Annotated in this window: 20 protein-coding genes; 9 read left to right on the top strand and 11 right to left on the bottom strand. The window is 38.6% G+C overall.

Annotation, left to right across the window (positions count from 1 at the left end; all coding sequences use genetic code 11):
• The first annotated feature begins 75 nt into the window (after positions 1-75).
• Positions 76-1,632, top strand: coding sequence for a glutamine-hydrolyzing GMP synthase (gene guaA / locus ABD915_RS03145; RefSeq protein WP_345115036.1), 1,557 nt, complete (start codon positions 76-78; stop codon positions 1,630-1,632).
• A gap of 180 nt (positions 1,633-1,812) precedes the next feature.
• Positions 1,813-2,535, top strand: a complete 723-nt coding sequence (locus tag ABD915_RS03140; protein ID WP_345115033.1) for a glycerophosphodiester phosphodiesterase — start codon at positions 1,813-1,815, stop codon at positions 2,533-2,535.
• 110 nt (positions 2,536-2,645) lie between these two features.
• Here ABD915_RS03140 and ABD915_RS03135 read toward each other — a convergent pair whose 3' ends face one another.
• The 7 genes from ABD915_RS03135 to ABD915_RS03105 all read right to left on the bottom strand — a co-directional run bounded on the left by ABD915_RS03135 (position 2,646) and on the right by ABD915_RS03105 (position 9,783).
• Positions 2,646-3,692 (bottom strand): sn-glycerol-3-phosphate import ATP-binding protein UgpC, encoded by a 1,047-nt coding sequence (locus ABD915_RS03135; protein ID WP_345115124.1) that lies wholly within the window; start codon positions 3,690-3,692, stop codon positions 2,646-2,648.
• 2 nt (positions 3,693-3,694) lie between these two features.
• The gene (gene ugpE / locus ABD915_RS03130) at positions 3,695-4,546 is read right to left on the bottom strand and encodes a sn-glycerol-3-phosphate ABC transporter permease UgpE (protein ID WP_345115030.1); all 852 of its coding nucleotides are present in this window, start codon (positions 4,544-4,546) and stop codon (positions 3,695-3,697) included.
• A 10-nt stretch (positions 4,547-4,556) separates the two neighbouring features.
• Complete coding sequence (gene ugpA, locus ABD915_RS03125) at positions 4,557-5,441, bottom strand: sn-glycerol-3-phosphate ABC transporter permease UgpA (RefSeq protein WP_345115027.1); 885 nt, start codon at positions 5,439-5,441, stop codon at positions 4,557-4,559.
• 110 nt (positions 5,442-5,551) lie between these two features.
• Positions 5,552-6,877, bottom strand: a complete 1,326-nt coding sequence (gene ugpB, locus ABD915_RS03120) for a sn-glycerol-3-phosphate ABC transporter substrate-binding protein UgpB (RefSeq protein ID WP_345115025.1) — start codon at positions 6,875-6,877, stop codon at positions 5,552-5,554.
• A 343-nt stretch (positions 6,878-7,220) separates the two neighbouring features.
• Positions 7,221-8,144, bottom strand: coding sequence for a metal ABC transporter solute-binding protein, Zn/Mn family (locus tag ABD915_RS03115; RefSeq protein ID WP_345115022.1), 924 nt, complete (start codon positions 8,142-8,144; stop codon positions 7,221-7,223).
• A 10-nt stretch (positions 8,145-8,154) separates the two neighbouring features.
• Entirely contained in the window at positions 8,155-9,027 is an 873-nt protein-coding gene (locus tag ABD915_RS03110; RefSeq protein WP_345115019.1) for a metal ABC transporter permease, read from the bottom strand.
• A gap of 3 nt (positions 9,028-9,030) precedes the next feature.
• On the bottom strand, positions 9,031-9,783 hold the full coding sequence (locus tag ABD915_RS03105; RefSeq protein ID WP_345115016.1) for an ABC transporter ATP-binding protein: 753 nt from the start codon (positions 9,781-9,783) through the stop codon (positions 9,031-9,033).
• Between the two features lie 709 nt (positions 9,784-10,492).
• Here ABD915_RS03105 and nrdH point away from each other — a divergent pair.
• The 4 genes from nrdH to nrdF are packed head-to-tail and all read left to right on the top strand — an operon-like array spanning position 10,493 to position 14,233.
• A complete protein-coding gene (gene nrdH / locus ABD915_RS03100; RefSeq protein ID WP_345115121.1) occupies positions 10,493-10,717 on the top strand; it encodes a glutaredoxin-like protein NrdH in 225 nt (74 codons plus the stop codon).
• Complete coding sequence (nrdI, locus tag ABD915_RS03095) at positions 10,717-11,115, top strand: class Ib ribonucleoside-diphosphate reductase assembly flavoprotein NrdI (RefSeq protein WP_345115013.1); 399 nt, start codon at positions 10,717-10,719, stop codon at positions 11,113-11,115. Before nrdH ends, nrdI begins: the two co-directional genes overlap by 1 nt.
• A complete protein-coding gene (gene nrdE, locus ABD915_RS03090) occupies positions 11,097-13,247 on the top strand; it encodes a class 1b ribonucleoside-diphosphate reductase subunit alpha (RefSeq protein WP_345115010.1) in 2,151 nt (716 codons plus the stop codon). Before nrdI ends, nrdE begins: the two co-directional genes overlap by 19 nt.
• An 11-nt stretch (positions 13,248-13,258) precedes the next feature.
• A complete protein-coding gene (gene nrdF / locus ABD915_RS03085; protein WP_345115007.1) occupies positions 13,259-14,233 on the top strand; it encodes a class 1b ribonucleoside-diphosphate reductase subunit beta in 975 nt (324 codons plus the stop codon).
• Here nrdF and prmC read toward each other — a convergent pair.
• The 4 genes from prmC to secA form a co-directional block, all read right to left on the bottom strand.
• Positions 14,230-15,099 carry a peptide chain release factor N(5)-glutamine methyltransferase gene (prmC, locus tag ABD915_RS03080; protein WP_345115003.1) on the bottom strand — a complete coding sequence of 290 codons (870 nt, stop codon included), beginning with the start codon at positions 15,097-15,099 and terminating at the stop codon, positions 14,230-14,232. The two genes, nrdF and prmC, sit on opposite strands and share 4 nt — an antisense overlap.
• The gene (prfA, locus tag ABD915_RS03075) at positions 15,096-16,175 is read right to left on the bottom strand and encodes a peptide chain release factor 1 (protein WP_345115000.1); all 1,080 of its coding nucleotides are present in this window, start codon (positions 16,173-16,175) and stop codon (positions 15,096-15,098) included. Before prfA ends, prmC begins: the two co-directional genes overlap by 4 nt.
• A 175-nt stretch (positions 16,176-16,350) precedes the next feature.
• Positions 16,351-16,845, bottom strand: coding sequence for a Fur family transcriptional regulator (locus tag ABD915_RS03070; protein ID WP_345115119.1), 495 nt, complete (start codon positions 16,843-16,845; stop codon positions 16,351-16,353).
• On the bottom strand, positions 16,784-19,498 hold the full coding sequence (secA, locus tag ABD915_RS03065) for a preprotein translocase subunit SecA (RefSeq protein WP_345114997.1): 2,715 nt from the start codon (positions 19,496-19,498) through the stop codon (positions 16,784-16,786). Before secA ends, ABD915_RS03070 begins: the two co-directional genes overlap by 62 nt.
• Before the next feature lie 418 nt (positions 19,499-19,916).
• Between secA and ABD915_RS03060 the strand changes: the two genes are divergently transcribed.
• From ABD915_RS03060 to mutT, 3 genes are all read left to right on the top strand, one after another.
• On the top strand, positions 19,917-20,870 hold the full coding sequence (locus ABD915_RS03060; protein WP_345114994.1) for a peptidylprolyl isomerase: 954 nt from the start codon (positions 19,917-19,919) through the stop codon (positions 20,868-20,870).
• A 132-nt stretch (positions 20,871-21,002) separates the two neighbouring features.
• Positions 21,003-22,241 carry a bifunctional glutamate N-acetyltransferase/amino-acid acetyltransferase ArgJ gene (gene argJ, locus ABD915_RS03055; RefSeq protein ID WP_345114991.1) on the top strand — a complete coding sequence of 413 codons (1,239 nt, stop codon included), beginning with the start codon at positions 21,003-21,005 and terminating at the stop codon, positions 22,239-22,241.
• Between the two features lie 132 nt (positions 22,242-22,373).
• Positions 22,374-22,787, top strand: coding sequence for an 8-oxo-dGTP diphosphatase MutT (gene mutT / locus ABD915_RS03050; protein WP_345114988.1), 414 nt, complete (start codon positions 22,374-22,376; stop codon positions 22,785-22,787).
• The last annotated feature ends 1,216 nt before the right edge of the window (positions 22,788-24,003 follow it).

The raw sequence follows: 24,003 nt of genomic DNA, 5'->3' as shown, positions 1-24,003 counted from the left end.
AATAGGCTTGTGAAAAGTGAAAGATTGATTAATAAATCTCATTAGTTCTCTTTTACAATTACTGATTGGTTTTCTATGAACATATCACATCTAGACACTGTTCTTATTATTGATTTTGGTTCACAAGTTACACAACTTATTGCACGTCGGGTGCGAGCAATGGGTGTCTATTGTGAAATTATTCCTTTTCAATTCGCTTTAGAAGGCATCAAGCGAATAAGGCCTAAAGCTGTTATTTTATCAGGTAGTCCTTATTCCGTTAATGATGACGGTTCCCCACGTGCTCCAATAGAAATTTTTGAAATTGGTGTTCCAGTACTTGGGATTTGTTATGGTGAACAAGTCATGTGTGTTCAGCTTGGTGGAAAGGTTGAAGTTGGACATGAGCGTGAATTTGGGCGGGCTTTTTTGGAAGTGCAAGAAGAGAGTCCACTTTTTGATGGTATTTGGGAAAAAGGCTACTGTTATCAAGTATGGATGAGTCATGGTGATCGTGTAACGGCTTTGCCAAAAGGTTTTCGTGTAATAGGAACATCAAAAGGTGCTCCTTATGCTGCCATTGCTGATGAAAAAAGGCGCCTTTACGCATTGCAGTTTCATCCTGAAGTTGTCCATACACCAGATGGTGAAAAGCTGTTGCAAAATTTTGTTCATAAAATCTCTGGTCTTAAAGGTGATTGGTCAATGGCTTCTTATCGTGAGCAGGCAATCGCTAAGATACAGCAGGAAGTTGGAAAAAGTCGTGTTATCTGTGGTCTTTCAGGTGGTGTGGATTCATCAGTTGTGGCGGTGCTTCTCCATGAAGCAATAGGAGATCAATTGACATGTATTTTGGTGGATCATGGATTGATGCGCAAAAATGAGGCTAAGGAAGTTCTTACATTATTCAGAGATCATTATAATATAGAGCTTATTCACGTGGATGCTGCCGATATGTTTCTCAATGCTCTAGAGGGTGAGACAGATCCAGAGAAAAAGCGCAAAACGATTGGCCGCCTTTTTATTGAAGTTTTTGAAGAAGAAACGAAAAAAATAGGAGGGGCGGAGTTTTTAGCACAGGGCACGCTTTATCCAGATGTCATTGAGAGTGTATCAGCTATTGGTAAGTCAGTAACAATTAAAAGCCATCATAATGTAGGAGGCTTGCCAGAACGGATGAATATGAAACTTGTAGAGCCGTTACGTGAGCTATTTAAAGATGAGGTTCGCTCGCTAGGGCGAGAGTTAGGATTACCGGAGCAGTTTATTGGCCGTCATCCTTTTCCAGGTCCTGGTCTTGCAATTCGGTGTCCAGGTGCAGTTACACGTGAAAAGCTAGAAATTTTACGTGAGGCAGATGCCATTTATCTTGATGAAATCCGTAAAGCCGGTCTTTATGATGAAATTTGGCAGGCTTTTGCTGTTCTTCTTCCTGTTCAGACTGTCGGTGTTATGGGTGATGGACGCACGTATGAATTTGTTTGTGCTCTTCGTGCGGTAACCTCTGTAGACGGAATGACCGCTGATTTCTATCCGTATACTATGGAGTTTTTAAGCAAGGCAGCAGCACGTATTATTAATGAAGTTAAGGGTATTAATCGTGTTGTTTATGATGTAACTTCAAAGCCTCCTGGTACGATTGAGTGGGAATAATTGAAGTGACGTTACAAACCTTTTAAGAAGAGAATATTGTTTAAAATTTGATATTCAGGAGAGTAGATAGAGAAAATAATTTTTTAAGAGAGTATTTTGCATTTTGTGTGATTTTTAAAAATTATTATTTGATCTTCTGTTTGCGAATATCGTTTAAAATTGAGGAGTATGAAGTTTTGCATGTCTGAGAAAAAAATTGTTGCACATCGTGGTGGAGCTCATCTTTATCCTGAAAATACACTTTCGGCATTTCGCCATGCAGTTGCGTTGGGAGTTGATGAAATTGAATGCGACGTTCATTTACTTAAAAGCGGTGAAGTGGTTGTATTTCATGATTTTCGTTTAGAACAATTGGTTGGGAAAAGCGGATATATTCATGATATTGATAATGAAGCACGCAAACAACTCTGTGTGAAAGGAAGTACGGAAGCTCCTCCTTTATTAGAAGAAGTGCTTGATCTTTTAGAACCAACAAATGTTGCGTTGCATCTTGAAATCAAAACATGTGGTGAAGTTGAGCGTGAAACAATTTTATCTCAAAAAGCGCTTGCGTTGATAAAAAGCCGAAATTTAGACAAACGGGTTTCTGCCATAAGTTTTGATCCTACAAGCCTTCGTCCCTTCATTGAAGCAGGAATACCATCTGGTCCATGTATTGATAGTTTTGAAGGAGATATGTACTGTTATTTTTCTGAATGGAAACAATTGGGGTATTCTGATCTGAGTTTAGATGGCTCCATTGTCTCACAAGATTTTATTGAATCTGCGCTTGAAGCTGGCTTTACTGTGGGAGTGTGGACAATCAACGGAAGAGCTCGGTTATCGCATTGGCTTGGTATGCCTGTACACTATATCACAACAGATCAACCTGACCTTGCTTTACAATTACGCGCACAAAGATAACATACATCTGTAACACAAAAGAAACTATATATTTTAACAAAATAAAGTTTATAGGAGAAAGTAAAGAACATTTTCTTAGGGAGCTAAGAAGGGCGGGATTTTTACTTTATTTACTTGTTAATTGTGCGTTTTCCAGTGTTTTTATTAAAAGTATGAAAACTCTGATGAGCAACAGTAAAGCTTAATTTTTTACCATGATCATTTGTAAGACGTTCTTTTATTTCAACAGTAAAAATAATATTATTCCAACACGTTAAAACATGACATCCTGTCCCGACAGGTTTAATAAGCTCAATTTGTGTGTGGAAGACGGGTCCTTTATCTGGATATTCGCCCAACAAGATTATTTCTGGTCTGAATGCTAAAAGGTCAGTTTCTTCACTATAAGAAAATGAATGACCTAAGTGTTGTTCTAAGATTTGGCGATCAAGAAAGTTCATAGGGGGAGAGCCAATAAAATCAGCAACAAATGTCGTTGCTGGGGTGTCGTAAATTTCCATTGGCGTTCCAATTTGCTCGATAGCCCCTTTATTCATAACCACTATTCTATCGGCTAATGTCATGGCCTCTAGTTGATCATGGGTGACATAGAGGCTGGTTGTTCCCAATGAGCGCTGGAGTGTTTTAATTTCAATACACATTTGCGCACGCAATTTTGCATCAAGATTTGAGAGAGGTTCATCAAAGAGAAAGACGCGTGGTTGACGAACAATCACGCGTCCCATTGCAACACGTTGGCGTTGTCCTCCTGATAATTGTCGTGGTTTACGGTCAAGAAACGACTCTATCTCCAAAAGTTTTGCAGCATGCGCGATACGCTTATTTATTTCGTCCTTAGGTGTTTTACGATTTTTGAGACCATATTCTAAGTTTCCACGAACTGTCATATGGGGATAAAGAGCGTAATTCTGAAAAACCATAGCAATATCGCGATCAGCAGGTTCACGATCATTGATACGCTCATTATCAATAGTGAGTTCACCTGAAGTAACTTGCTCGAGTCCTGCGATGATGCGTAATAAGGTCGATTTTCCACATCCTGAAGGACCGACAAGGACAAGAAGCTCGCCATCAGCAACAGTTAAATTTAAATCGTCAATGACCAAAATACCGTTGTCATATTGTTTTTTTATATTTGATAACTGGATTGTGGCCACAATCATTTCTCCGTTTCAATAAGACCTTTGATAAAAAGCCGCTGCATGCAAATAACGACAAGAACAGGCGGGACCATAGCCATGACCGAGACTGCCATGAGTATATTCCATTGAGGATCATGTTGGAGTGATTCTACGACAAGCTGCTTTAGAATAATAAGAACAGTTTGATGATTTTGATCAGTGGTAACTATAAGAGGCCAGAGATATTGTATCCATCCATAAATAAACATAATGATAAATAAAGCGGCAATATTACTTTTGCTGAGAGGGAGAAGAATATCTTTAAAAAATTTAAATGGTCCTGCACCATCAACACGAGCAGCTTCTAAAAGTTCATCAGGAACAGTTAAAAAAAACTGGCGAAATAAAAATGTAGCCGTTGCGGATGCAATGAGTGGAATAATCATCCCGCCATAAGTGTTTATCATGCCCAACTGTGCGACCACTGCATATGTTGGGATAATACGAACTTCGACAGGCAGCATCAGAGTGACAAAGATGAGGGCAAAAGCAGTTTTTCGGAAAGGGAAGCGCATATAAACAATTGCATAAGCCGATAAGAGCGAAATAATAATTTTTCCAATACTAATACCAAGTGCCATAATGAGCGAATTCACTAAAAGTGGCCAGAGGTTAGGTAGTCCGAGCTGCATAAGGCCATCACCAAAGATCGTTTTATAGTTTTCCAGAGCATGCTTTCCCGGTAAAAGAGGAAGTGTTCCGGAATTAAACGCCGCTGAACTATGAGTTGATGCAATGATAGCAACATAAACCGGAAAGCAAATAATGATAATACCGACAATAAGGATGGTATGGGTTAAAAATTTCAAAATAGGGCGATTTTCAACCATGATTTGCTTCCTAATATTGTACACGACGCTCAAGCCAGCGGAACTGGATAAACGTTAGGACAATAACCATCAACATTAATATCGTTGATTGTGCTGATGATGCACCAATCATTTGGTTTTTAAAACCATCATCATACACTTTATAGACGAGAGTGTTTGTTGCACGTGCAGGACCTCCAGAGGTTATGTTGTCAATAATACCAAACGTATCAAACATAACATATTGGATATTGACGATAAGAAGAAAAAAGGTAGTTGGTGAGATTTGCGGAAAAACCACAGTCCAAAACCGTTTAAAAGGACCAGCACCATCAATAGCTGCTGCCTCTATTTGAGAACGTGGAACGGATTGAAGACCTGCAAGAAAAAAAAGAAAATTGTAGGAGATTTGTTTCCAACTGGCTGCAATCACAATAAGGATCATTGCTTGAGTGCCATTGATACGATAATTCCATATAATACCTATTTCCCTAAGAAGAAAAGGGATGGTTCCAATGGTTGGATGAAAGATAAACAACCATAATATACCTGCCAATACTGGAGCAACAGCATAGGGCCAGAGCAAGAGCGTTGTGTAGGCCTTTTTTGCACGGATAACACGATCAACACAGGCAGCTAAAAGAAGCGATATCGCCATTGCAACAACAGTGACAGAGATGGAAAATATCGCAGTCGTGAACAGTGATTGGATATAAGTAGGATCAGAAAGAATAGTCACATAATTTTCAAAACCGATGAAGGTTGTCGTAAAGCCAAAAGGATCTTCACGCTCGAAAGATGATTTTATTGCTTGGGAAGCAGGCCAAAAGAAAAACAAAAAAGTCACAATGAGCTGAGGAAAAAGCAGCCAGTAAGAAAGTAGACTATTTTTGAAATATGCATGTTTTTCTTGCATTCGTAGGGGCTCTTTAAAATATAGAGAGTCTTTAGAAGGGTGAACAAAAAAAATCTAAAAAACTCAACTGCTTGGTTGAGTTTTTACTGTTTAATGACCATAACAAAATCTTAATGATTAGCTTTCTCAAATTCACGTAAAAGTTTATTACCACGTTTAATGGCTTCATCTAATCCATTTTTCGGTGTTTTTGAGCCGCTAAGAACAGCTTCTAGTTCTTGATCAAGAATAGAACGAATTTGCGGCATATTACCAAATCTTATACCCTTTGAATTAACAGTTGGTGGGTTGAGAGTGATCTGTTTAATAGCAATATCCGTACCGACGTTTTTATCGTAGTAATGTTGCTCTTTGCTCAGTTCATAAGCAGCTTGTGTAGTTGGAAGGTAACCTGTCATCTGGTGCCATTTAGCTTGATTATCGGCTCTCGAGAGAAACTTAAGGAAAGCAGCAGCACCTGCGTATTCTTCAGGAGTATGACCTTTTAAAGCCCATATAGAAGCGCCACCAATAATTGAATTTTGTGGTGCGCCTTCTACATCATCATAGTATGGTAACATCCCAAATCCAACATTAAATTGAGCTTCGGAAACGATACCAGCATGTGATCCTGAAGATTGCATAAAGATTGCACAATTTTGTGTCATAAACATTGGGGTTGCATCTAATGCGCCGGCAGGTCCACCATAGCGGAAAATACCTTGATCAGACCATTTTTTAAGGTCGGTCCACATACGCACTTGTAAAGGCCCATTAAAGGTAAGCTCTGAATCAAGACCGCCAAACCCATTTTCTTTCGTCCCAAAAGGAATATTGTGCAAAGCTGAAAAATTTTCCATACCAATCCACTGAGATGTGTAAGCCATTGTAAAACCACAGCTTGCTGCTTTAGTTTCAAGAATTTTTTTGGAGAAATTTTCAACATCTTGCCATGTTTTTGGTGGTTGTTCTGGATCAAGTCCTGCTTTTTTAAAGATATCTTTATTATAATAAAGGATCGGTGTTGAAGCATTGAATGGCATAGACAACATTCGTCCCTGAACATCGGAGTAATAACCACTGATAGCAGGTAAATAATTTGTAGTATCGAATTCTTCTTTTGTGTCAGCCATAAGTTGATAAATTGGATAAACTGCACCTTTTGCAGCCATCATGGTTCCAGTGCCAATTTCATAGATTTGGGCGAGGACCGGTTGTTGTTTTCCGCGAAATGCTGAAATGAGTGAAATCATGCCTTCTTCATATTCACCACGAAATGAAGGAACAACTTTGTACTTAGATTGACTGGCATTAAAGTCGTTAATAAGACTTTCAGTTTGTTTTCCTAGCTCGCCGCTCATAGAGTGCCAAAAGCTAATTTTCGTTTGCGCAAAACCTGATGTTGTCATGCTGATAGCAATCGAAAATGCTGCTATAGAAAGATAAAAACGACTCATGGTTCACCCTTTCTGAAGTGATGGAATTTAGATTTTCCTTAGATTTATGGTATTACACATGAACATGCCATGACAATTTTATTACAGAAACACATTGGCTCATTTAAACAGGAACCACCAAAAGGTCAAACGAATTTGTTTAGATCTATCCAGTTTTTCTTTTATGAGTGCTATCGTGTGTTTATGCAGTCACTGTAGACATCTGATAGAGAACTAAGAGGCGGAAAATGAGGGAAGCAGAGGAGAAACTCAAGGATACAAACAGTAAATATTATTTGACTGGGACAGTACAGTATTCGGATTTACTGTTTGCAGGAGAATGTCTTTATTATAATGATGTATTTTAGTGCTTTGTTATCGCGTCGATGATAGCCTTAACATTATGTTCCATCATATCGAGATAAGTTGCAGCGGGACCGTTTTCATCTGACAATGCATCAGAGTATAGTGTTCCGCCAATTTTTAAACCCGTTTCTTTTGAAATTTGTTCTATGAGACGAGGATTAGAGATATTTTCAATAAACAATGCGGCTGCTTTATTTGTTTTAATTTGTTTGATAAGTTTTGCGACGTCGGCTGCGGTAGCTTCAGCTTCTGTTGAGGCACCTTGGGGTGCAAGTATGGTGAAGCCATATTCCTGAGCAAAATAGCCAAATGCATCATGAGATGTAATAATAATACGCTTATCGTTTGGGATAGTAGAAATCTGTTTTGTGATTATTGTCTGCATTTCATTAAGTTTTTGGATATAGGTGTTGGCATTTTTTCTGTAGTTTGCACAGGATTGTTGATCGATTTCACATAAAGCAGTGGCGATATTTTTGACATAAATCACGACATTAGGGATAGTTTGCCAAGCATGTGGATCAATACTGCTATGGTGGAGATGTTGGGTACTATGGTCATTATTTTTAATTTCGAGAGGAGCAATGTTGGTACTAACTTCAACAAGCAGTGCTTTTGTGCCGCTTGCTTTAATGAGTCTATCTATAAAACCTTCTAAATGAAGTCCGTTGATGAAAATAATATGAGCATTTTTAAGAGTTTTGGCATCATGGGGGGTGGGTTCATAAATGTGCGTATTAGCATTGGGACCGACAAAAGTGGTCATAGAAATATGGTCGCCTCCTACGTTTTTTATTAAATCTGCAAGGATAGAAAAGCTCGCGACGACTCTGATCTTATTATGTGCAGAAGCAAAAAGTGGGGAATAGGCAAGCAACAAGAAAGTCCCAAGCAAAACAAATTTTTGAACAAATTTAGGCATGTTGTTATCCTTAAGATAAAGGGAAAATCTGAAAAAGGTGTGGAAACCGTGCCGCAATAAAACCGCGTGGACTTACTAAGCAGGAAAGAAGATAAATAACTCCTGCGACAATAATGATAGCTGGACCGGAGGGAAGTGAAAGATGAAAAGAAAGCAAGAGTCCACATGTGCTCGCAATGATTCCTAAAAAGGTGGAAAGTATACAAATAGGGCCAAGACGCGAAAGCCAAAAACGGGCTGTAATGGCTGGAATCATCATAATGCCGACAGAGAGCAATGTTCCCAATGACTGGAAACCGCCAACCAGATTCAGCACGACAAGTCCGAGCAATGATATATGAACATATTTGCTTAAGGGAGAGAGTGATTTAAAAAAGAGGGGATCAAAGCTTTCTACCACGAGTGCGCGCCAGAAAATACAGAGACTACACAATGTGATCAGCATTATAGTGGTTATCAGCCAGAGAGCTTGTGTATCAATTGCAAGTACTGAGCCAAATAAGAGATGAAGGAGATCAATTTTCGAATCTTTGAGTGAAACAATAATGATGCCTGCCGCTAGCGCAATAAGATAAAAAACTGTCATTGATGCATCTTCTTTCTGAACGCTATTTCGTGAAGTCAAGGCAGTTGCTACCGCAACAATAAGACCTGCTAAGATACCACCAAGTGTCATAGAGATGAGGGAAAAGCCACAAAAAAGAAACGCAGCCGCAACACCGGGAAGAATGGCGTGGGATATAGCATCTCCTGTAAGACTCATTCCGCGGAGCATCAAAAATACGCCAATGGGACAAGCACTGATGGACAAAAGAATCGAACCGATTAAGGCGCTTTGCATAAAATGGAAATCAACGAAGGGGGCAAGGAAAAATGCGTACACGTCTTACGATCCAATAGTGCTAGAATCATAAATGGGAAGACATTGTTTTAGCGAGCTGATACGAAAAGAGTTAGATATGAGAGGTGGCATAACATGATAAGTACTATCGTTGAAAAACTGTGTTGTTTCCCCATAAAAGGCGTTTTTTTTCTTAATTTGAATCATTTGAGGAAAATGTTTTTGCACAATGAGGGGATTATGGAGTGCCGTAAGAATTGTTCGGCCCTGTTGTCGCCAATGAGCGATCAAAGCAAGAAGATCTTTTTGGGTATTATCATCCACACCATTAAAAGGTTCATCGAGTAAGATAATATTGGCATCTTGTACAATGATACGTGCAAAAAGCGCGCGCTGTAATTGACCACCTGATAGCGTGTCAAGGGATCGGGTGGCGAGTTCTGTAAGCCCAACCATTTCAAGTGCATTTTGAATCTTATACTGATACGGGCGCTGGCTTTTCCACAATCCACAGAAAGACCATAGCCCTGTTTTTATGAGAGTTTCTACATTAATAGGAAATGTTCGGTCAATGTCGCATTGTTGAGGAAGATAAGAAATACGATTTTTCTTCGGTTTTGTAATTTTACCACTCATAGGTTTAATGAAACCAGCAATAGCTTTAAGCAATGTGGATTTTCCAGAACCATTGTCACCTGTTATTGCAACCAAAGAGCCCGCTCTCAGCTTTGCTGAAAAGCTGTTTATTGCTATCCTATTCAAGTAGCCTAATGTTACGCTATCGAAATGCAGCCCCATGATCTATACCATCTTTAATTATTTTGCTTCAGATAGTTATGTTATATAATTACATTTGTCAATAAAATGTTATATTATTACATGTTTTGGGAATTAGGTACTTTGGTAGGAAGATCGTGGAAAATTCAAAATAATGGTTGAATTTTCCTTGACGAAAGAGAGAGCGTGTATACTATATATAGTATCAAAATGATTGATGATTCTAAATAAGCACAAGTGAGGGTATAGTGTGTTTCGTTTGGTGTCTAAGTTATTTCCATAATTTGATAGCAAGAATTTTATTCAGTAAGAGGAGAGCAGTATTTCTGCTGAGATCTCTTGAGAAGGGGTTTCCTTTCGTTTTTTTGTGTTGATTTTTGTTATAAAAGGGTAAAAAGCGTTAAAGTATTGAGGAGCGGCTGCTGGAAGTGTTTTAGGGGTCGTTAGTTTTTTAGGCAGCAGGAGGGAATTGTAGTGCAAGCAGAAGATTGTTTTATAACGAGGGGGTACAACTTAGATTGTAGGATAATCGTTTATTCTCGTTATAATTCTAGAATTATTTTATGAGGATTTCTGTTACATTCAGAAAGCTATATATTATTTGAATGAGAGTATAGCCATCCGTGTTTGCGTACGATTGCTGTTTTTTTGTTATTCTTGAGTATCTATAAAATTGTCAGAATTAACTCTTTTAGGGTTGATTTTTTTGGAATTGTGAAAGTTGAAGAAAATGCCGATCACTATTTATAGCAAACCATCTTGCGTCCAATGTGACGCTACCCGTCGCGCCTTTGATGCTAAGGGTATTCATTATCGTGTCATTGATATTTCCCGTGATGAACAGGCATACAGTTTTGTTCAATCCTTGGGGTATCGTCAGGTTCCCGTAGTCGTTTGTGGTGAAAATCATTGGTCTGGTTTTAGACCAGATATGATTAGTGGTCTTTGTGCTTAATGGGACTTATTGTTTATTATTCGAGCGCGACGGGTAATACGGAACATTTTGTTTCTCAGCTGGGTCAACGACTCTTCAAAATTGATAAAAAAAAGCCATCTGTGTTAGTTGATGAGCCTTATGTATTGGTCGTTCCTACGTACGCAGATGGTGAAGGAAGAATGGCTGTGCCGAAAGCAGTTATTCATTTTCTCAATGAAAGTGAGAATCGCAAATTAATTCGTGGTGTCATTGGTGGTGGGAATCGTAATTTCGGTCGCTATTATAATTTAGCGAGCAAGGTGATTGCTGAAAAGTGTTTTGTGCCTTGCCTTTATCGTTTTGAGCTACGTGGAACTGATGAAGACGTTATTTGTGTAAAGAAGGGATTGGAAAGATTTTGGAAACAGTTGGTATAGAACAATCGCAGAAATCGGATCAGATCACGGATTATCATGCGCTGAATGCAATGCTTAATCTTTATGATGAAAATGGTCATATCCAATTTGATATGGATCGGCTTGCGGCACGGCAGTATTTTCTCCAGCATGTTAATCAAAACACGGTTTTTTTTCATAATCTTAAAGAAAAAATAGACTATTTGATAGAGGAAGGTTACTATGAAAAGGCTTTGTTTGAGCTTTATGACTTTTCTTTTATCAAGAGGCTTTTTAAGCGCGCTTACGCATTTAAGTTTCGCTTTCCTACTTTTTTGGGTGCATTTAAGTATTATACCAGCTATACACTGAAGACTTTTGATGGGAAGCGCTATCTTGAGCGTTATGAGGATCGTATTTGCCTTGTGGCTTTATATTTAGCACAAGGAAAGAAGTCTCTTGCTGAGAATCTCGTAGATGAAATTATTACAGGACGGTTTCAACCTGCAACGCCGACATTTTTGAATGCGGGAAAAAAACAACGTGGCGAATTAGTATCGTGCTTTTTGTTGCGGGTTGAAGACAATATGGAATCGATAGGTCGTTCGATCAATTCAGCTTTACAACTTTCAAAACGTGGGGGAGGTGTAGCACTTTGTTTGACGAATTTACGCGAAGCTGGAGCACCGATCAAGAAAATAGAAAACCAGTCTTCAGGTGTATTACCTGTGATGAAACTCTTAGAAGATTCTTTTTCTTATGCTAATCAACTGGGTGCGCGGCAAGGTGCTGGTGCTGTTTATTTGCATGCACATCATTTAGATATTATGAAGTTTTTGGATACAAAGCGCGAGAATGCTGATGAAAAGGTTAGAATCAAAACGCTTTCGCTTGGTGTGGTTATTCCTGATATTACTTTTGAACTTGCACGTAATAATGAAGATATGTATCTGTTCTCACCTTATGATATTGAGCACGTCACAGGAAAACCTTTTAGCGATATTTCTTTGACGGAGCATTATCGCTCTTTTGTTGATAATGCAAAGATTCGTAAAAAGAAAATAAGTGCACGCGTTTTTTTCCAGACATTAGCGGAAATTCAGTTTGAATCAGGTTACCCCTATATTTTGTTTGAAGATACCGCTAATCGAGCCAATCCGATAGCTGGGCGTATAAGTATGAGCAACTTATGTTCAGAAATTTTGCAAGTGAGTGAGGCGAGTGAATTAGAAACCGATTTAACTTATCGTACTGTTGGAAGTGATATATCTTGTAACCTTGGTTCAATGAATATTGCAAAAGCAATGGAAAGTGATGATTTTGAGCGGACGGTGGAAGTGGCTGTTCGTGCTTTGACTGCTGTTTCTGATATGAGCGATATTGCTTGTGTGCCTTCCATTGCAAAGGGCAATGCCGAAAGTCATGCGATTGGTTTGGGACAAATGAATTTGCATGGTTTTTTAGCACGTGAACAGATCTATTATGGGTCTCCAGAAGCGATTGATTTCACCAATATCTATTTTTATACCGTGACGTATCACGCAATACGTGCTTCCAATTTGATCGCACGTGAACGTCAAAAAGTGTTTGCAGGATTTGAAAAATCTACTTACGCAGATGGCAGTTTTTTTGCAAAATATATTGAGAAAGAATGGAAACCGCAATTTGCGCTTGTACAAGAACTTTTTGCACGTAATAATATCGTTATACCGGACCAAAAGGATTGGCAAGAACTCAAGAAACTAGTTATTGAGTACGGGCTTTATAATCGCAATCTTCAAGCAGTGCCACCCACGGGGTCTATTTCCTATATTAATAATGCGACATCTTCTATTCATCCGATTGCTTCAAAGATTGAGATTCGCAAAGAAGGAAAAATTGGACGCGTTTATTATCCCGCTCCTTATATGGATAATACGAATTTGCATTTCTATCAGGATGCCTATGAGATTGGTCCTGAAAAAATTATTGATACCTATGCCGCAGCCACACAGCATGTTGATCAAGGACTTTCGTTAACCTTGTTTTTTCCGGATACGGCCACCACGCGTGATATTAACCGCGCGCAAATTTATGCTTGGAAAAAGGGTATAAAAAGTATTTATTATATACGATTGCGACAAGTAGCGTTGAATGGAACAGAAGTGGATGGCTGTGTTTCATGTAGTCTATAGGAGATAATCATATGACAAAGATTACAACCAAAAATCCTGTTGTTTCCGCTGTCAATTGGAATAGATTGCATGATGAGAAAGATCTTGAAGTTTGGAATCGCTTGACTGGCAATTTTTGGTTGCCTGAGAAGGTTCCGCTTTCCAATGATATTCCTTCATGGGCAAGTTTGACGGAAGAAGAACGTCAGCTAACGATTCGTGTTTTTACGGGATTAACTCTCCTAGATACGATTCAGAATACCGTAGGAGCCATTTCGCTTATGGCTGATGCAATAACAGAGCATGAGGAGGCCGTATTGACGAATATTGCGTTCATGGAAGCGGTTCATGCACGGTCTTATTCTTCTATTTTTTCAACTTTGTGTTCGACGGTAGAAGTCGATGATGCGTTTAGATGGTCAGAAGAAAATGTTCACTTACAAAAAAAGGCCAGATTAGTACTTGAGCGTTATGAAGCCAATGATCCACTAAAGAAGAAAATTGCTTCGACTTTACTTGAGAGTTTTTTGTTTTATTCTGGTTTTTATTTACCTATGTATTGGGCTAGCCGCGCCAAATTGAGCAATACAGCGGATCTCATTCGGCTTATTATTCGTGATGAAGCTGTACATGGTTATTATATCGGCTATAAATTCCAATTAGGATTTGCGAAACTTGATGAAGTCAAAAAGCAGGAAATTAAAGATTTTGCTTTTAACTTGCTTTTTGACCTTTATAATATTGAATGCAAATATACTGAGGATCTCTATGATGCTATTGGATTGACAGAAGATGTTAAAGTTTTTCTTCATTATAATGCCAACAAAGCTCTCATGAATTTGGGGTTTGAAGCTCTTTTCCCATCCGAGGTTTGTCGTGTTAATCCCGCTATTTTGGCAGCTTTGTCACCGAGCTCTGATGAAAATCATGACTTCTTTTCAGGATCGGGTTCTTCCTATGTTATTGGCAAGGCGGTTGCTACCACGGATGATGATTGGGAATTTTAATGATTGCATGCAAACAGAAGTGCACGCGGTATACCATTCAAATCTCTGCGCATTTCTAAACACTGAAAGCCATTTTTTTCAAACAAGTTGCGGACTTCTTTTTCTTGAGAATAGCCGATTTCGACAGCGATAGAACCTTTTGCTTTTAAGTAATTTTTTGCTTCATGGGCAAGTTTTCTATAGAAATCAAGACCATCTTTTCCACCGATAAGAGCGCGCAATGGATCATGTAAACGCACTTCTTTTGCAAGGTTTTGAATATCTGTTTCTGGAATATAAGGGGGGTTGGAAATAATGAGATCAAACCGATCTGTGACGGAATTAAACCAATCGCTAAGAAGAGGTGTGAAGCGTTGTATAACCCCCGCATTTTTTGCATTTTTTGTGGCTGTGTTGAGGGCATCTTCAGAAATATCGACAGCGACCGCGTAGGATTGGGGAATTTGTTTAAGAATTGTAATGGCAATGGCGCCACTTCCTGTTCCCATATCAAGAAATGTTGTTTTTCTCGCGTTTTCTACATGTTTCGTGAGGAGTGGCAAAACAAGATCTACCAACGTTTCTGTATCAGGACGTGGTTCTAAGGTATCTTCAGATAATATAAAAGATATGCCATAAAATTCCCGAGTTCCGATAATACGGTGGACGGGTTCACCAGCAATACGTCGTTGTACAGCTTTTTCTAATTGTATAATTTGCTCAGAAGAAAGGCACATATCTGGTTGGCAAATTCTGTCAGATGCATTTGTACCTGTTATCCATTCAACGAGTATCCTTGCATCAAGGTTGGCTTGAGAAATCCCTTGGGTGCGCAATTGTTCTTGTGTTTTGTGAATGATATTGTTGAGAGAATAGTAATCATTCATCCATTATCAGCCATTTCAGTAAGGAGTGCTGTCTGATGATCGGATATGAGTGCATGTATAATCTCATTGAGATCTCCTTCTAGGATTCGGTCGAGTTTATACAATGTGAGATTAATACGATGGTCAGTAACACGTCCTTGCGGGAAATTATAGGTACGAATACGCTCTGAACGATCACCAGAGCCCACTTGGTTTTTACGGGATGCGGAGCGTTCGCTTTCTGCTTTTTGTCTTTCGATGTCGAATAAGCGCGCACGCAAAATTTGGAGCGCACGTGCTCGGTTTTGATGCTGTGATTTTTCTGCTTGCACAACCATAATTCCTGTTGGAATATGCGTGATACGAACAGCTGAATCTGTTGTATTGACATGCTGTCCTCCTGCACCTGATGCGCGCATTGTATCGATGCGAATATCTTCTGGTCGAATTTCAATATCAATTTCTTCCGCCTCTGGAAGAACTGCAACGGTAGCAGCGGATGTATGGATACGCCCATTTGTCTCTGTATCAGGGATGCGTTGCACACGATGGACACCTGATTCAAACTTCAGTTTAGAAAATACACCTTTTCCTGAAATAGTGGCAATAATTTCTTTATATCCGCCAACGTCACCCTCACTAAGAGAGACAATTTCGACTTTCCATTTATGCGTATGAGCATAACGTTCATACATGCGGAAAAGATCACCAGCAAAAAGCGCTGCTTCTGATCCGCCTGTACCTGCTCGAATTTCAATAATGGCATTTTTTTCATCAGCAACATCTTTGGGCAAAAGAAGAATTTGAAGCTCTTGCTCGAGTTGTTCAATTTTTTGACATAAGAGTGGTAATTCTTCTTGGGCGAGATTACGCATTTCCATATCTATTTGCGTATCACTGATCATGGTTTTAAGCTCTACTTTTTCTTTATAGAGAGCATTTAATATTTTTATGGGTGCAACAATTGACTCTAATTCGGCATATTCAGAAGCTAATTTTACATATGTTTCAGCATTGGGATTTTCAGCCATTTGGCTTTCAATTATTTCAAAGCGCTTTTCAAGCTGTCTCATACGATCTTGTGGCAAAGAAACCATGACAATGTTGGCCTAATTTGTTAATAATACTTAATGATTGATTGCTTTATAGCATCCTATAAAAAGGGGTAATAAAGCAGAAAAGCTTTCTTGCCAATGAAAACTACAAGTTATTAAGGTGATAAAGTCTGGTTTTCATGAAGAGCTTTTTGATTATATGTACGAAATCATTAATTTAAGAATTGCGTTTTTTTCCATAAAGTTCAAGACGGTGGTGAATGATATCATAACCAAGAGATTTAGCAATTTCTTCCTGCATTTTTTCAATGATATCCGATTGAAATTCAATGACCTTTCCAGTGTCTACATCAATGAGATGGTCATGGTGTTGCCCATCTGCCTGTTCAAAACGAGACGGTCCACCACTAAAAGTATGGCGATGAATCGTCCCATTTCCTTCTAATGTTTTCATGGTTCGGTAAACAGTTGACAACGAAATGCTAGAATCTACTTTGTTGGCGCGCTGAAAAATTTCAAACGCGTTTGGATGATCGTTTGTATCGGTCAAAATATCAAGAATAATACGTCTTTGGCGCGTAATTCTCAAACCCGCAGTACGTAATTCTTGTTCATAATTTCGTTTTTTATTCATCTGAACTATTTGCTTTTTAGACAAAGGCTCCATGACAGTGTTTGTATTTTTTTTCTGAACCGCAAGGGCAACGCTCATTACGTCCAACTTTTCCCCATGTGGTTACATCATTTGGATCACGATCTTTTGGATTAACAAGCTTATTTTCTTGTGTTTGTGCCCACAAGCTGGGAGCATTTTCTTCACCTTTATTGTTTAAGACAGAGTCATCAGCATTTGTTTGCCCAAGGAGTGGTTCTGTGGGTTGCTGAATAATCTCGAAACGCATAAGCTTAGAAATAACGTTTCTGCGTAGATTTATGAGCATGGTCTGAAAGAGTTCAAATGATTCTGTCTTGTATTCATTGAGTGGATCCCGTTGCGCATAACCACGAAAACCAACAACAGAACGTAAATGGTCTAAACTTACCAAATGTTCACGCCATAGCGTGTCAATGGTTTCAAGTAATATAGCTTTGTGGAAATAAGCCATAACTTCTGGAGAGTAGCGTTCAGTACGTTCGTTTTCGAGTTTAGTGACAGCATCTGATACGCATTCTAAGATCTGTTCTTCAGCAATTCCCTCTTCTTTAGCCCATTCTTCTATTGGAAGTTCAAGATTGAAGAGTTGCTGAAGTTCCTCTTGGAGAGCTTTCACATTCCATTTTTCAGAATATGTTCCAGCTGGGATGTAGTTTTCTACAAGATCTTCAACCACTTCGTTACGCATTTCAAGGATCATTTCACTGAGATCGTCTGCGTTTAGGACCTCCATACGTTGCTCAAAAATAACTTTACGTTGATCATTCATCACATCATCGTATTTTAATAAATTTTTACGAATTTCGAAATTTCGTCCTTCAACTTTCTTTTGCGCTTTTTCGAGGGCTTTATTAATCCATGGATGGATAATAGCTTCATCTTCCTTCAATCCGAGCTTTTGCAGCATGCTGTCCATACGGTTAGAGCCGAAGATACGCATGAGATCGTCTTGAAGGGAGAGAAAGAATTTTGAGCGACCAGGATCACCTTGTCGGCCAGAGCGGCCACGCAGTTGGTTATCAATACGACGACTTTCATGACGTTCTGTGGCGATGACGTAAAGACCACCAGCAGCTAATGCTTTCTCTTTGAGTGTCTTGACATCTTTTTTAATTTCTTCAATTTTAGCAGTTCGCTCTAGCCCCTCAGGCATATCCTGTAATTCTTGTCGAATGCGCATTTCGACATTACCACCAAGCTGTATATCCGTACCGCGACCAGCCATGTTTGTTGCGATGGTTAATGCACCAGGAACCCCTGCTTGCGCAATAATATACGCTTCTTGCTCATGATAGCGGGCATTTAGAACTCTAAAGTCAGTAATACCCTCTTTTCGTAAACGTTCTGCTAATTGTTCCGATTTTTCAATAGAAGTTGTTCCCACAAGAATAGGTTGTTCTCTTTCGTGCGCTTGACGAATATCACGCACGATAGCACGATATTTTTCTTCTGCTGTTCGATAGATTTCATCATCTTCATCACGACGCTGTACTGGTAAATTTGTTGGGACTTCGAAAACATTAAGACCATAAATATTACTGAATTCTTCTGCTTCTGTTGCGGCAGTACCAGTCATACCAGACAATTTTCTATACATACGGAAATAATTTTGGAAAGTGATAGAAGCTAATGTCTGACTTTCTGGTTGAATAGCAACATGTTCTTTGGCTTCTAATGCTTGATGAAGTCCTTCAGAATAACGCCGTCCTGGCATCATACGACCTGTAAATTCATCAATAATAACGATTTCACCATTGCGAACAATATAATCCTTATCACGGACAAACAGCTTATGGGCTTTTAGGGCGTTATTGATATGATGGACGATAGCAACATTTTCTATATCATAGAGACTTTCACCTTTAAGATGCCCTGCCTGTTCAAGCATTTTCTCAATTTTTTCCGTACCAACTTCAGTGAAGGTCGTTGTTTTTTGTTTTTCGTCTATTTCGTAATCTTCTGGAGTTAAGGCAGGAATAAATGTATCAATAAGGTTGTAAAAATCGGTACGATCTTCTAGAGGACCAGAAATAATAAGGGGGGTACGTGCTTCGTCAATAAGGATCGAATCCACTTCATCGACAATTGCATAATGATGTCCACGCTGGACCATTTGACTACAATCAAAAGCCATATTATCGCGCAAATAGTCAAAACCCAATTCATTATTTGTTGCATAAGTGATGTCACATGCATAGGCTGCTCGGCGAGCATCACTATCAAGATCATGCAGAATCACCCCTGTTGTCAGTCCTAGAAACCCGAAGATTTCTCCCATTGTTTCAGCATCACGCTTGGCAAGATAATCATTTACCGTAACGACATGAACGCCTTTTCCTTCCAATGCATTGAGATAAATTGGCAAAGTTGCCATTAATGTTTTACCTTCACCAGTGCGCATTTCCGCAATGCCACAATCATGAAGCACCATTCCACCAATGAGCTGTACATCAAAAGGACGCATATCATAAACACGTTTTGCTGCTTCACGGACAGTTGCAAAAGCTTCTGGTAGGAGCAAATCAACGGTTTCACCTTCCGTCAGACGTTTACGAAACTCATCGGTTTTTTGGCAGAGTTGTGTATCGTTTAATTTTTGGAACTGTTCTTCCAAAGCATTAATTTTTACGACTTTTTGGCGAAGAGCCTTGAGGCGCCGTTCATGAGCTGAACCAAAAAATTTACGTGCAAAAACACCTAAACCGACCATTCTTGGCCCTTTCTTTTATTTGTTGTCACTATTGTCGGGTACTTCATATGCTATCCCCATATTCCACATCCCTTAAAGTATTTAATAACCAAACGCAGATGGTATCATTATACTTATCGGTGTGCAATTTTTCACTTCAATTGTAAGGTAGAGATAAGGGGATAAGCGCACTATGTCAACTTTAGTAATGCTGTTTAGTTGGCATATTACAGAGTAATTTAGAGTGTAATATGACATTTTTTCTCATTATCATTTTTTTTCAGCATCATGAAGTGGGGTGCGACAAACTAAGATGCAAGGAAAAGTTTGTGTTTTTTAAACGAAATTATCAGTTTATTTCTCTATGTTTAAAGTTTAAAATGTTATGATAAAGCAAATTGCGATCTTGGGCATGTCTTTATTATAAAGGAGTATATTTATGAAATTCAACTTTATCACACTGTTTTTGACATCAACTTTATTGGCGAGCACGAGTTTGGGGGCCATGGCCCAAGAAAGTGGTAAGTCGGCGTCGAATGATTTAAAGACTTTGGAGAAAACTTCTGAAAAAACAGATGATCCCTCTCATGTTATAGCAGTGATTGATGGGAAGAATGTTACAGTAGGGCAATTGAATGAGTTAGCGCTCGAAATAAATCCTAATTTAGCGCATTTTTCTGATGAACAACGCCGTATAACCGTCTTACAAGCTTACGTGGATATGCAAGTACTTGCTAAAGCAGCAATAAGCAAGGGGCTTGATAAGAGTGAAGCTTACAATAGACGTATGGCAGTTATGCGTGACAATGTTCTTCAGCAGCTTTATTTTAAACAGATGGTCGTTGATCAGATTTCAGACACTGATTTGGAAACATTTTACAATAAGAAAGTTGCTGCTTTACCCAAAGAGGAGGAGATTAAAGCACGTCATATTTTGGTCAAAACGAGAAAAGAGGCAGAAGCTGTCATTAAGCGTTTAAATAAGGGAGAAAGTTTTGAAGAGGTTGCAAAAAAGAATTCAACAGATGGTTCAGCCGCTGTGGGAGGCGACCTTGGTTATTTCAGTCGTGGTCAAATGGTCAAGCCTTTCGAAGATGCTGCATTTGGTTTGAAAGTTGGCGAATATACAAAAAACCCCATTGAAAGTCCGTTTGGTTGGCATGTGATTAAGGTGGAAGACCATCGTTTAAAACAACCTCCTGCATTTGATGATGTTAAAGAGATGTTGCGTACACAGTTGATAAAAGAGCGCTACCAAGAATTGATTGCTGATTTGCGTGGCAAGGTAGATGTGAAATATCTTGATCCTAATGTGAAAAAACTTATGCAATCACTTAATAAAAATGAAACGCCACTTCCGGATGAGACATCTGATGAAGAAGAAACGGAATAGTATTTTTTTATCTGTGCAATTTGATAGATTAGTTTTGTTCAAAAAGCCGAGCATTTTTGCGAGAAGTCGTTGGTTCACAATTATTTTTGTTTTATTGCATGAAATTTCCTCTGTTTTTATGGAAAATATACTGTGGCTTTAAAAATATCTCCTTTGTCTCCTCAGAACATACAGGAGCTTCCGCTATTATCTGGTGTGCGGATAGCGACGGCCGAAGCTGGGATTAAATATAAAGGACGTACGGATCTTCTTTTCATCGTATTCGACGAGCCAGCGCGTGTGGCAGGTGTTTTTACGCGCTCAAAATGCCCTTCTGCTCCTGTGGAGCATTGCCGCGCATCACTTCCTCACGGAATTGCACGGGGGGTTATTGTTAATTCTGGGAATGCAAATGCTTTTACGGGGTACAAAGGAAAGCAAACAACAAATGCAATAGCACGTGCAGCAGCGAGTGCTTTGAAGGTTGGAGAAAATGAAATTTTTATAGCTTCTACGGGTGTTATTGGTGAGCCGATGGATGCTGCCTGCGTTGTAAATCTTTTACCAAGTATGGCGGCAACAGCAAAAGAAGGAAACTGGTTGGAAGCTGCAAAAGCTATTATGACAACTGATACATTTCCGAAACTTGCTACGCGCAGATTTGATTGTGGAGGAGAGACTGTCACCATTAACGGGATTGCAAAAGGTGCTGGTATGATTGCACCAGATATGGCGACGATGCTCTCCTTTGTGGTGAGTGATGCAGATATTTCTTCGGATATACTTCAATCCATGTTACCAGAAGCAGTCCAAGGGTCTTTCAATTCGATCACTGTTGATAGTGATACTTCAACATCAGATACATTGATGATGTTTGCGACAGGCAAAGCAAAGGGAGATTTGCCGCCTCTCATGAGTAAATCCGATCCGCGTTATGAGGTGTTTTTAAAGCAATTGAGTGCGCTTTTGCATGAGCTGGCATTACAAGTTGTTTGTGACGGTGAAGGTGCTCGCCATTTAATTGAGGTTAATGTGATTGGCGCTACGACCGACGATGCCGCTAAGACTATTGCTTTGTCAATTGCAAATTCACCACTTGTAAAAACGGCCATTGCGGGTGAAGATGCTAACTGGGGGCGGGTGGTTATGGCTGTTGGCAAGGCAGGTGTTGAAGTAGACCGTGATCTTTTGGCGATTTGGTTTGGTGAACATCGTTTGGCGGTCAATGGTGAACGAGATCCTGAGTATTGTGAAGAGACAATAGGTACTTATATGCAAGGTAAACACATCACAATTCGTGTTGATATCGGCTTAGGCCTTGGTAAGGCAACGGTTTGGTCTTGCGATTTAACGAAGGAGTACGTTATGATCAACAGTGATTATAGAAGTTAAATTGATGCACCATAAATTTGACATTGGGTATCTGTATATTTTCTCAGAGAGGCTTGGGTACGTGAACTTTTCTGTTTTGGAGGAGGATGATAGAAAGAAGAGTTCTTTTTATTATCCTGGTTGGAGAGCGGTATGCGTATGAAAAGTTCACTTCTTCTTGTCGTTGCATGTGCGTTATTGGATCAAGACAATCGTGTTTTGCTTACAGAACGTCCCCAGGGAAAATCACTGGCTGGTTTATGGGAGTTTCCTGGTGGAAAGGTTGAGCAAGATGAAACGCCAGAAGCTTCTTTGATTCGTGAGTTAGAGGAAGAGCTTGGTATTCATGTTCAGGCAAATAATTTATTACCTTTAACATTTGCCAGTCATAGTTATGAAGCATTTCATCTCTTAATGCCGTTATATCTTTGTTACCATTATGAGGGTACTGTGCAAGGGCGAGAAGGACAAAGTTTAAAGTGGGTTTTTATTGGTGATCTTGATAAATATCCTATGCCTGATGCTGATAAGCCGTTGGTTCAAGCATTGAAAAAACTCCTTCTTTAATGGATTTGTGAGAAGAAAATACTGTGTACAGATAAGTAGTGTGTATTTCATAAAACATTGACGATGAGGATGCTTCAAGAGGATTTTTTTGCATAACAAACTGCTTATTGGTTATTATTATGTATATTAAAATCAATACATTAATTTACAATCATGTATTATCTTTTCGTGTTAAACTATTTCCCTTAACACTGTACTATTTCATTGCTTTAAATACTCTTTTTCTAAATCAAAAAACTTTTCAATAACAAGTAATGAAAGTGATAAGTATATTGGTTTTGGAAGGAAAAAGCAAAAGCCATAAATTATTACGTAGTCTATCCATTTTTTGTTCAGTGTCATAGTTTTCAAAATGATGCACAGTAATATTTTTTAATAATAAAGCTTACGTAGTGCCTTATGGTGTGTGTTTTCTTGTATTCTATGATGTAATCTAGATATTCATAGATAGTCTCACGCTACTACATATTATTTATTCGCGTATTTATTGGAAGAATTTTACTTTTTTCAACGCATCTCTTAGCATTATCTATGAATGTATAATACAAAATACACTGAGAGTTGCTATTTTTATGTTTGTAAAATTATCGGTTAACTTCATGATATTTTTCTATCCTTAAATCTTACACTTACTCTTATATTACAACAGTTTATGAGTTTTCTATCTTACAACTACTTTTCCAATTATACGAAAACCTATTTATCAAACTGCCATTAAATAATTTTTTGATTCAAAGTGAGGATATGTGGAACAGTGAAAAATGCTAATATCGAGAGATATAATTCGAGTTGCATAATGCTATTTTATTTTTAATATCAATATATTACATGTAAAATACAATGTTTTTAAAAAAGCTATTCGGGAAGCTGGTTGACAAATTTTTACAATATCCAAAAAAACAGTGAATATTGATAAAAATTTTTGCACAAATGCTGAATATTTTTCACACGATAACTTAGTAAAATTCCAAACATTCATAGAGAAAGAATAGAGAAAATTGGTAAAAAAGGACGCGCTCTGTAGAGCGTATATTGGAAAATCTTATTCTCTAACCTCTATTCGCACGTCCACCACTTTAAAAAACACATAAAACTAATAAGTTTATGTATAAAAAGTACAATACTCCTGAAATACTAAAGCTTAGAAAATGACTGAGTAATGTATCCCATTTGACATAAATTCAACTTATAAAAGTGTTCTTAGTCGATACGAAGC

Source organism: Bartonella jaculi, assembly GCF_039543045.1.
GTDB classification, from domain to species: domain Bacteria; phylum Pseudomonadota; class Alphaproteobacteria; order Rhizobiales; family Rhizobiaceae; genus Bartonella; species Bartonella jaculi.
Note: the sequence above shows the minus strand (reverse complement) of the source record. Positions and strands in the feature narration are given on the sequence as shown.

Bases quoted from the DNA above. Each gene is read 5' to 3' on its own strand.
- guaA (WP_345115036.1), top strand. From the start codon at position 76: ATGAACATATCACATCTAGACACTGTTCTTATTATTGATTTTGGTTCA.
- ABD915_RS03140 (WP_345115033.1), top strand. From the start codon at position 1,813: ATGTCTGAGAAAAAAATTGTTGCACATCGTGGTGGAGCTCATCTTTAT.
- ugpE (WP_345115030.1), bottom strand. From the start codon at position 4,546: ATGGTTGAAAATCGCCCTATTTTGAAATTTTTAACCCATACCATCCTT.
- ugpA (WP_345115027.1), bottom strand. From the start codon at position 5,441: ATGCAAGAAAAACATGCATATTTCAAAAATAGTCTACTTTCTTACTGG.
- ugpB (WP_345115025.1), bottom strand. From the start codon at position 6,877: ATGAGTCGTTTTTATCTTTCTATAGCAGCATTTTCGATTGCTATCAGC.
- ABD915_RS03115 (WP_345115022.1), bottom strand. From the start codon at position 8,144: ATGCCTAAATTTGTTCAAAAATTTGTTTTGCTTGGGACTTTCTTGTTG.
- ABD915_RS03105 (WP_345115016.1), bottom strand. From the start codon at position 9,783: ATGGGGCTGCATTTCGATAGCGTAACATTAGGCTACTTGAATAGGATA.
- nrdH (WP_345115121.1), top strand. From the start codon at position 10,493: ATGCCGATCACTATTTATAGCAAACCATCTTGCGTCCAATGTGACGCT.
- nrdI (WP_345115013.1), top strand. From the start codon at position 10,717: ATGGGACTTATTGTTTATTATTCGAGCGCGACGGGTAATACGGAACAT.
- nrdF (WP_345115007.1), top strand. From the start codon at position 13,259: ATGACAAAGATTACAACCAAAAATCCTGTTGTTTCCGCTGTCAATTGG.
- prmC (WP_345115003.1), bottom strand. From the start codon at position 15,099: ATGAATGATTACTATTCTCTCAACAATATCATTCACAAAACACAAGAA.
- prfA (WP_345115000.1), bottom strand. From the start codon at position 16,175: ATGGTTTCTTTGCCACAAGATCGTATGAGACAGCTTGAAAAGCGCTTT.
- ABD915_RS03070 (WP_345115119.1), bottom strand. From the start codon at position 16,845: ATGAGCGTTGCCCTTGCGGTTCAGAAAAAAAATACAAACACTGTCATG.
- secA (WP_345114997.1), bottom strand. From the start codon at position 19,498: ATGGTCGGTTTAGGTGTTTTTGCACGTAAATTTTTTGGTTCAGCTCAT.
- ABD915_RS03060 (WP_345114994.1), top strand. From the start codon at position 19,917: ATGAAATTCAACTTTATCACACTGTTTTTGACATCAACTTTATTGGCG.
- mutT (WP_345114988.1), top strand. From the start codon at position 22,374: ATGCGTATGAAAAGTTCACTTCTTCTTGTCGTTGCATGTGCGTTATTG.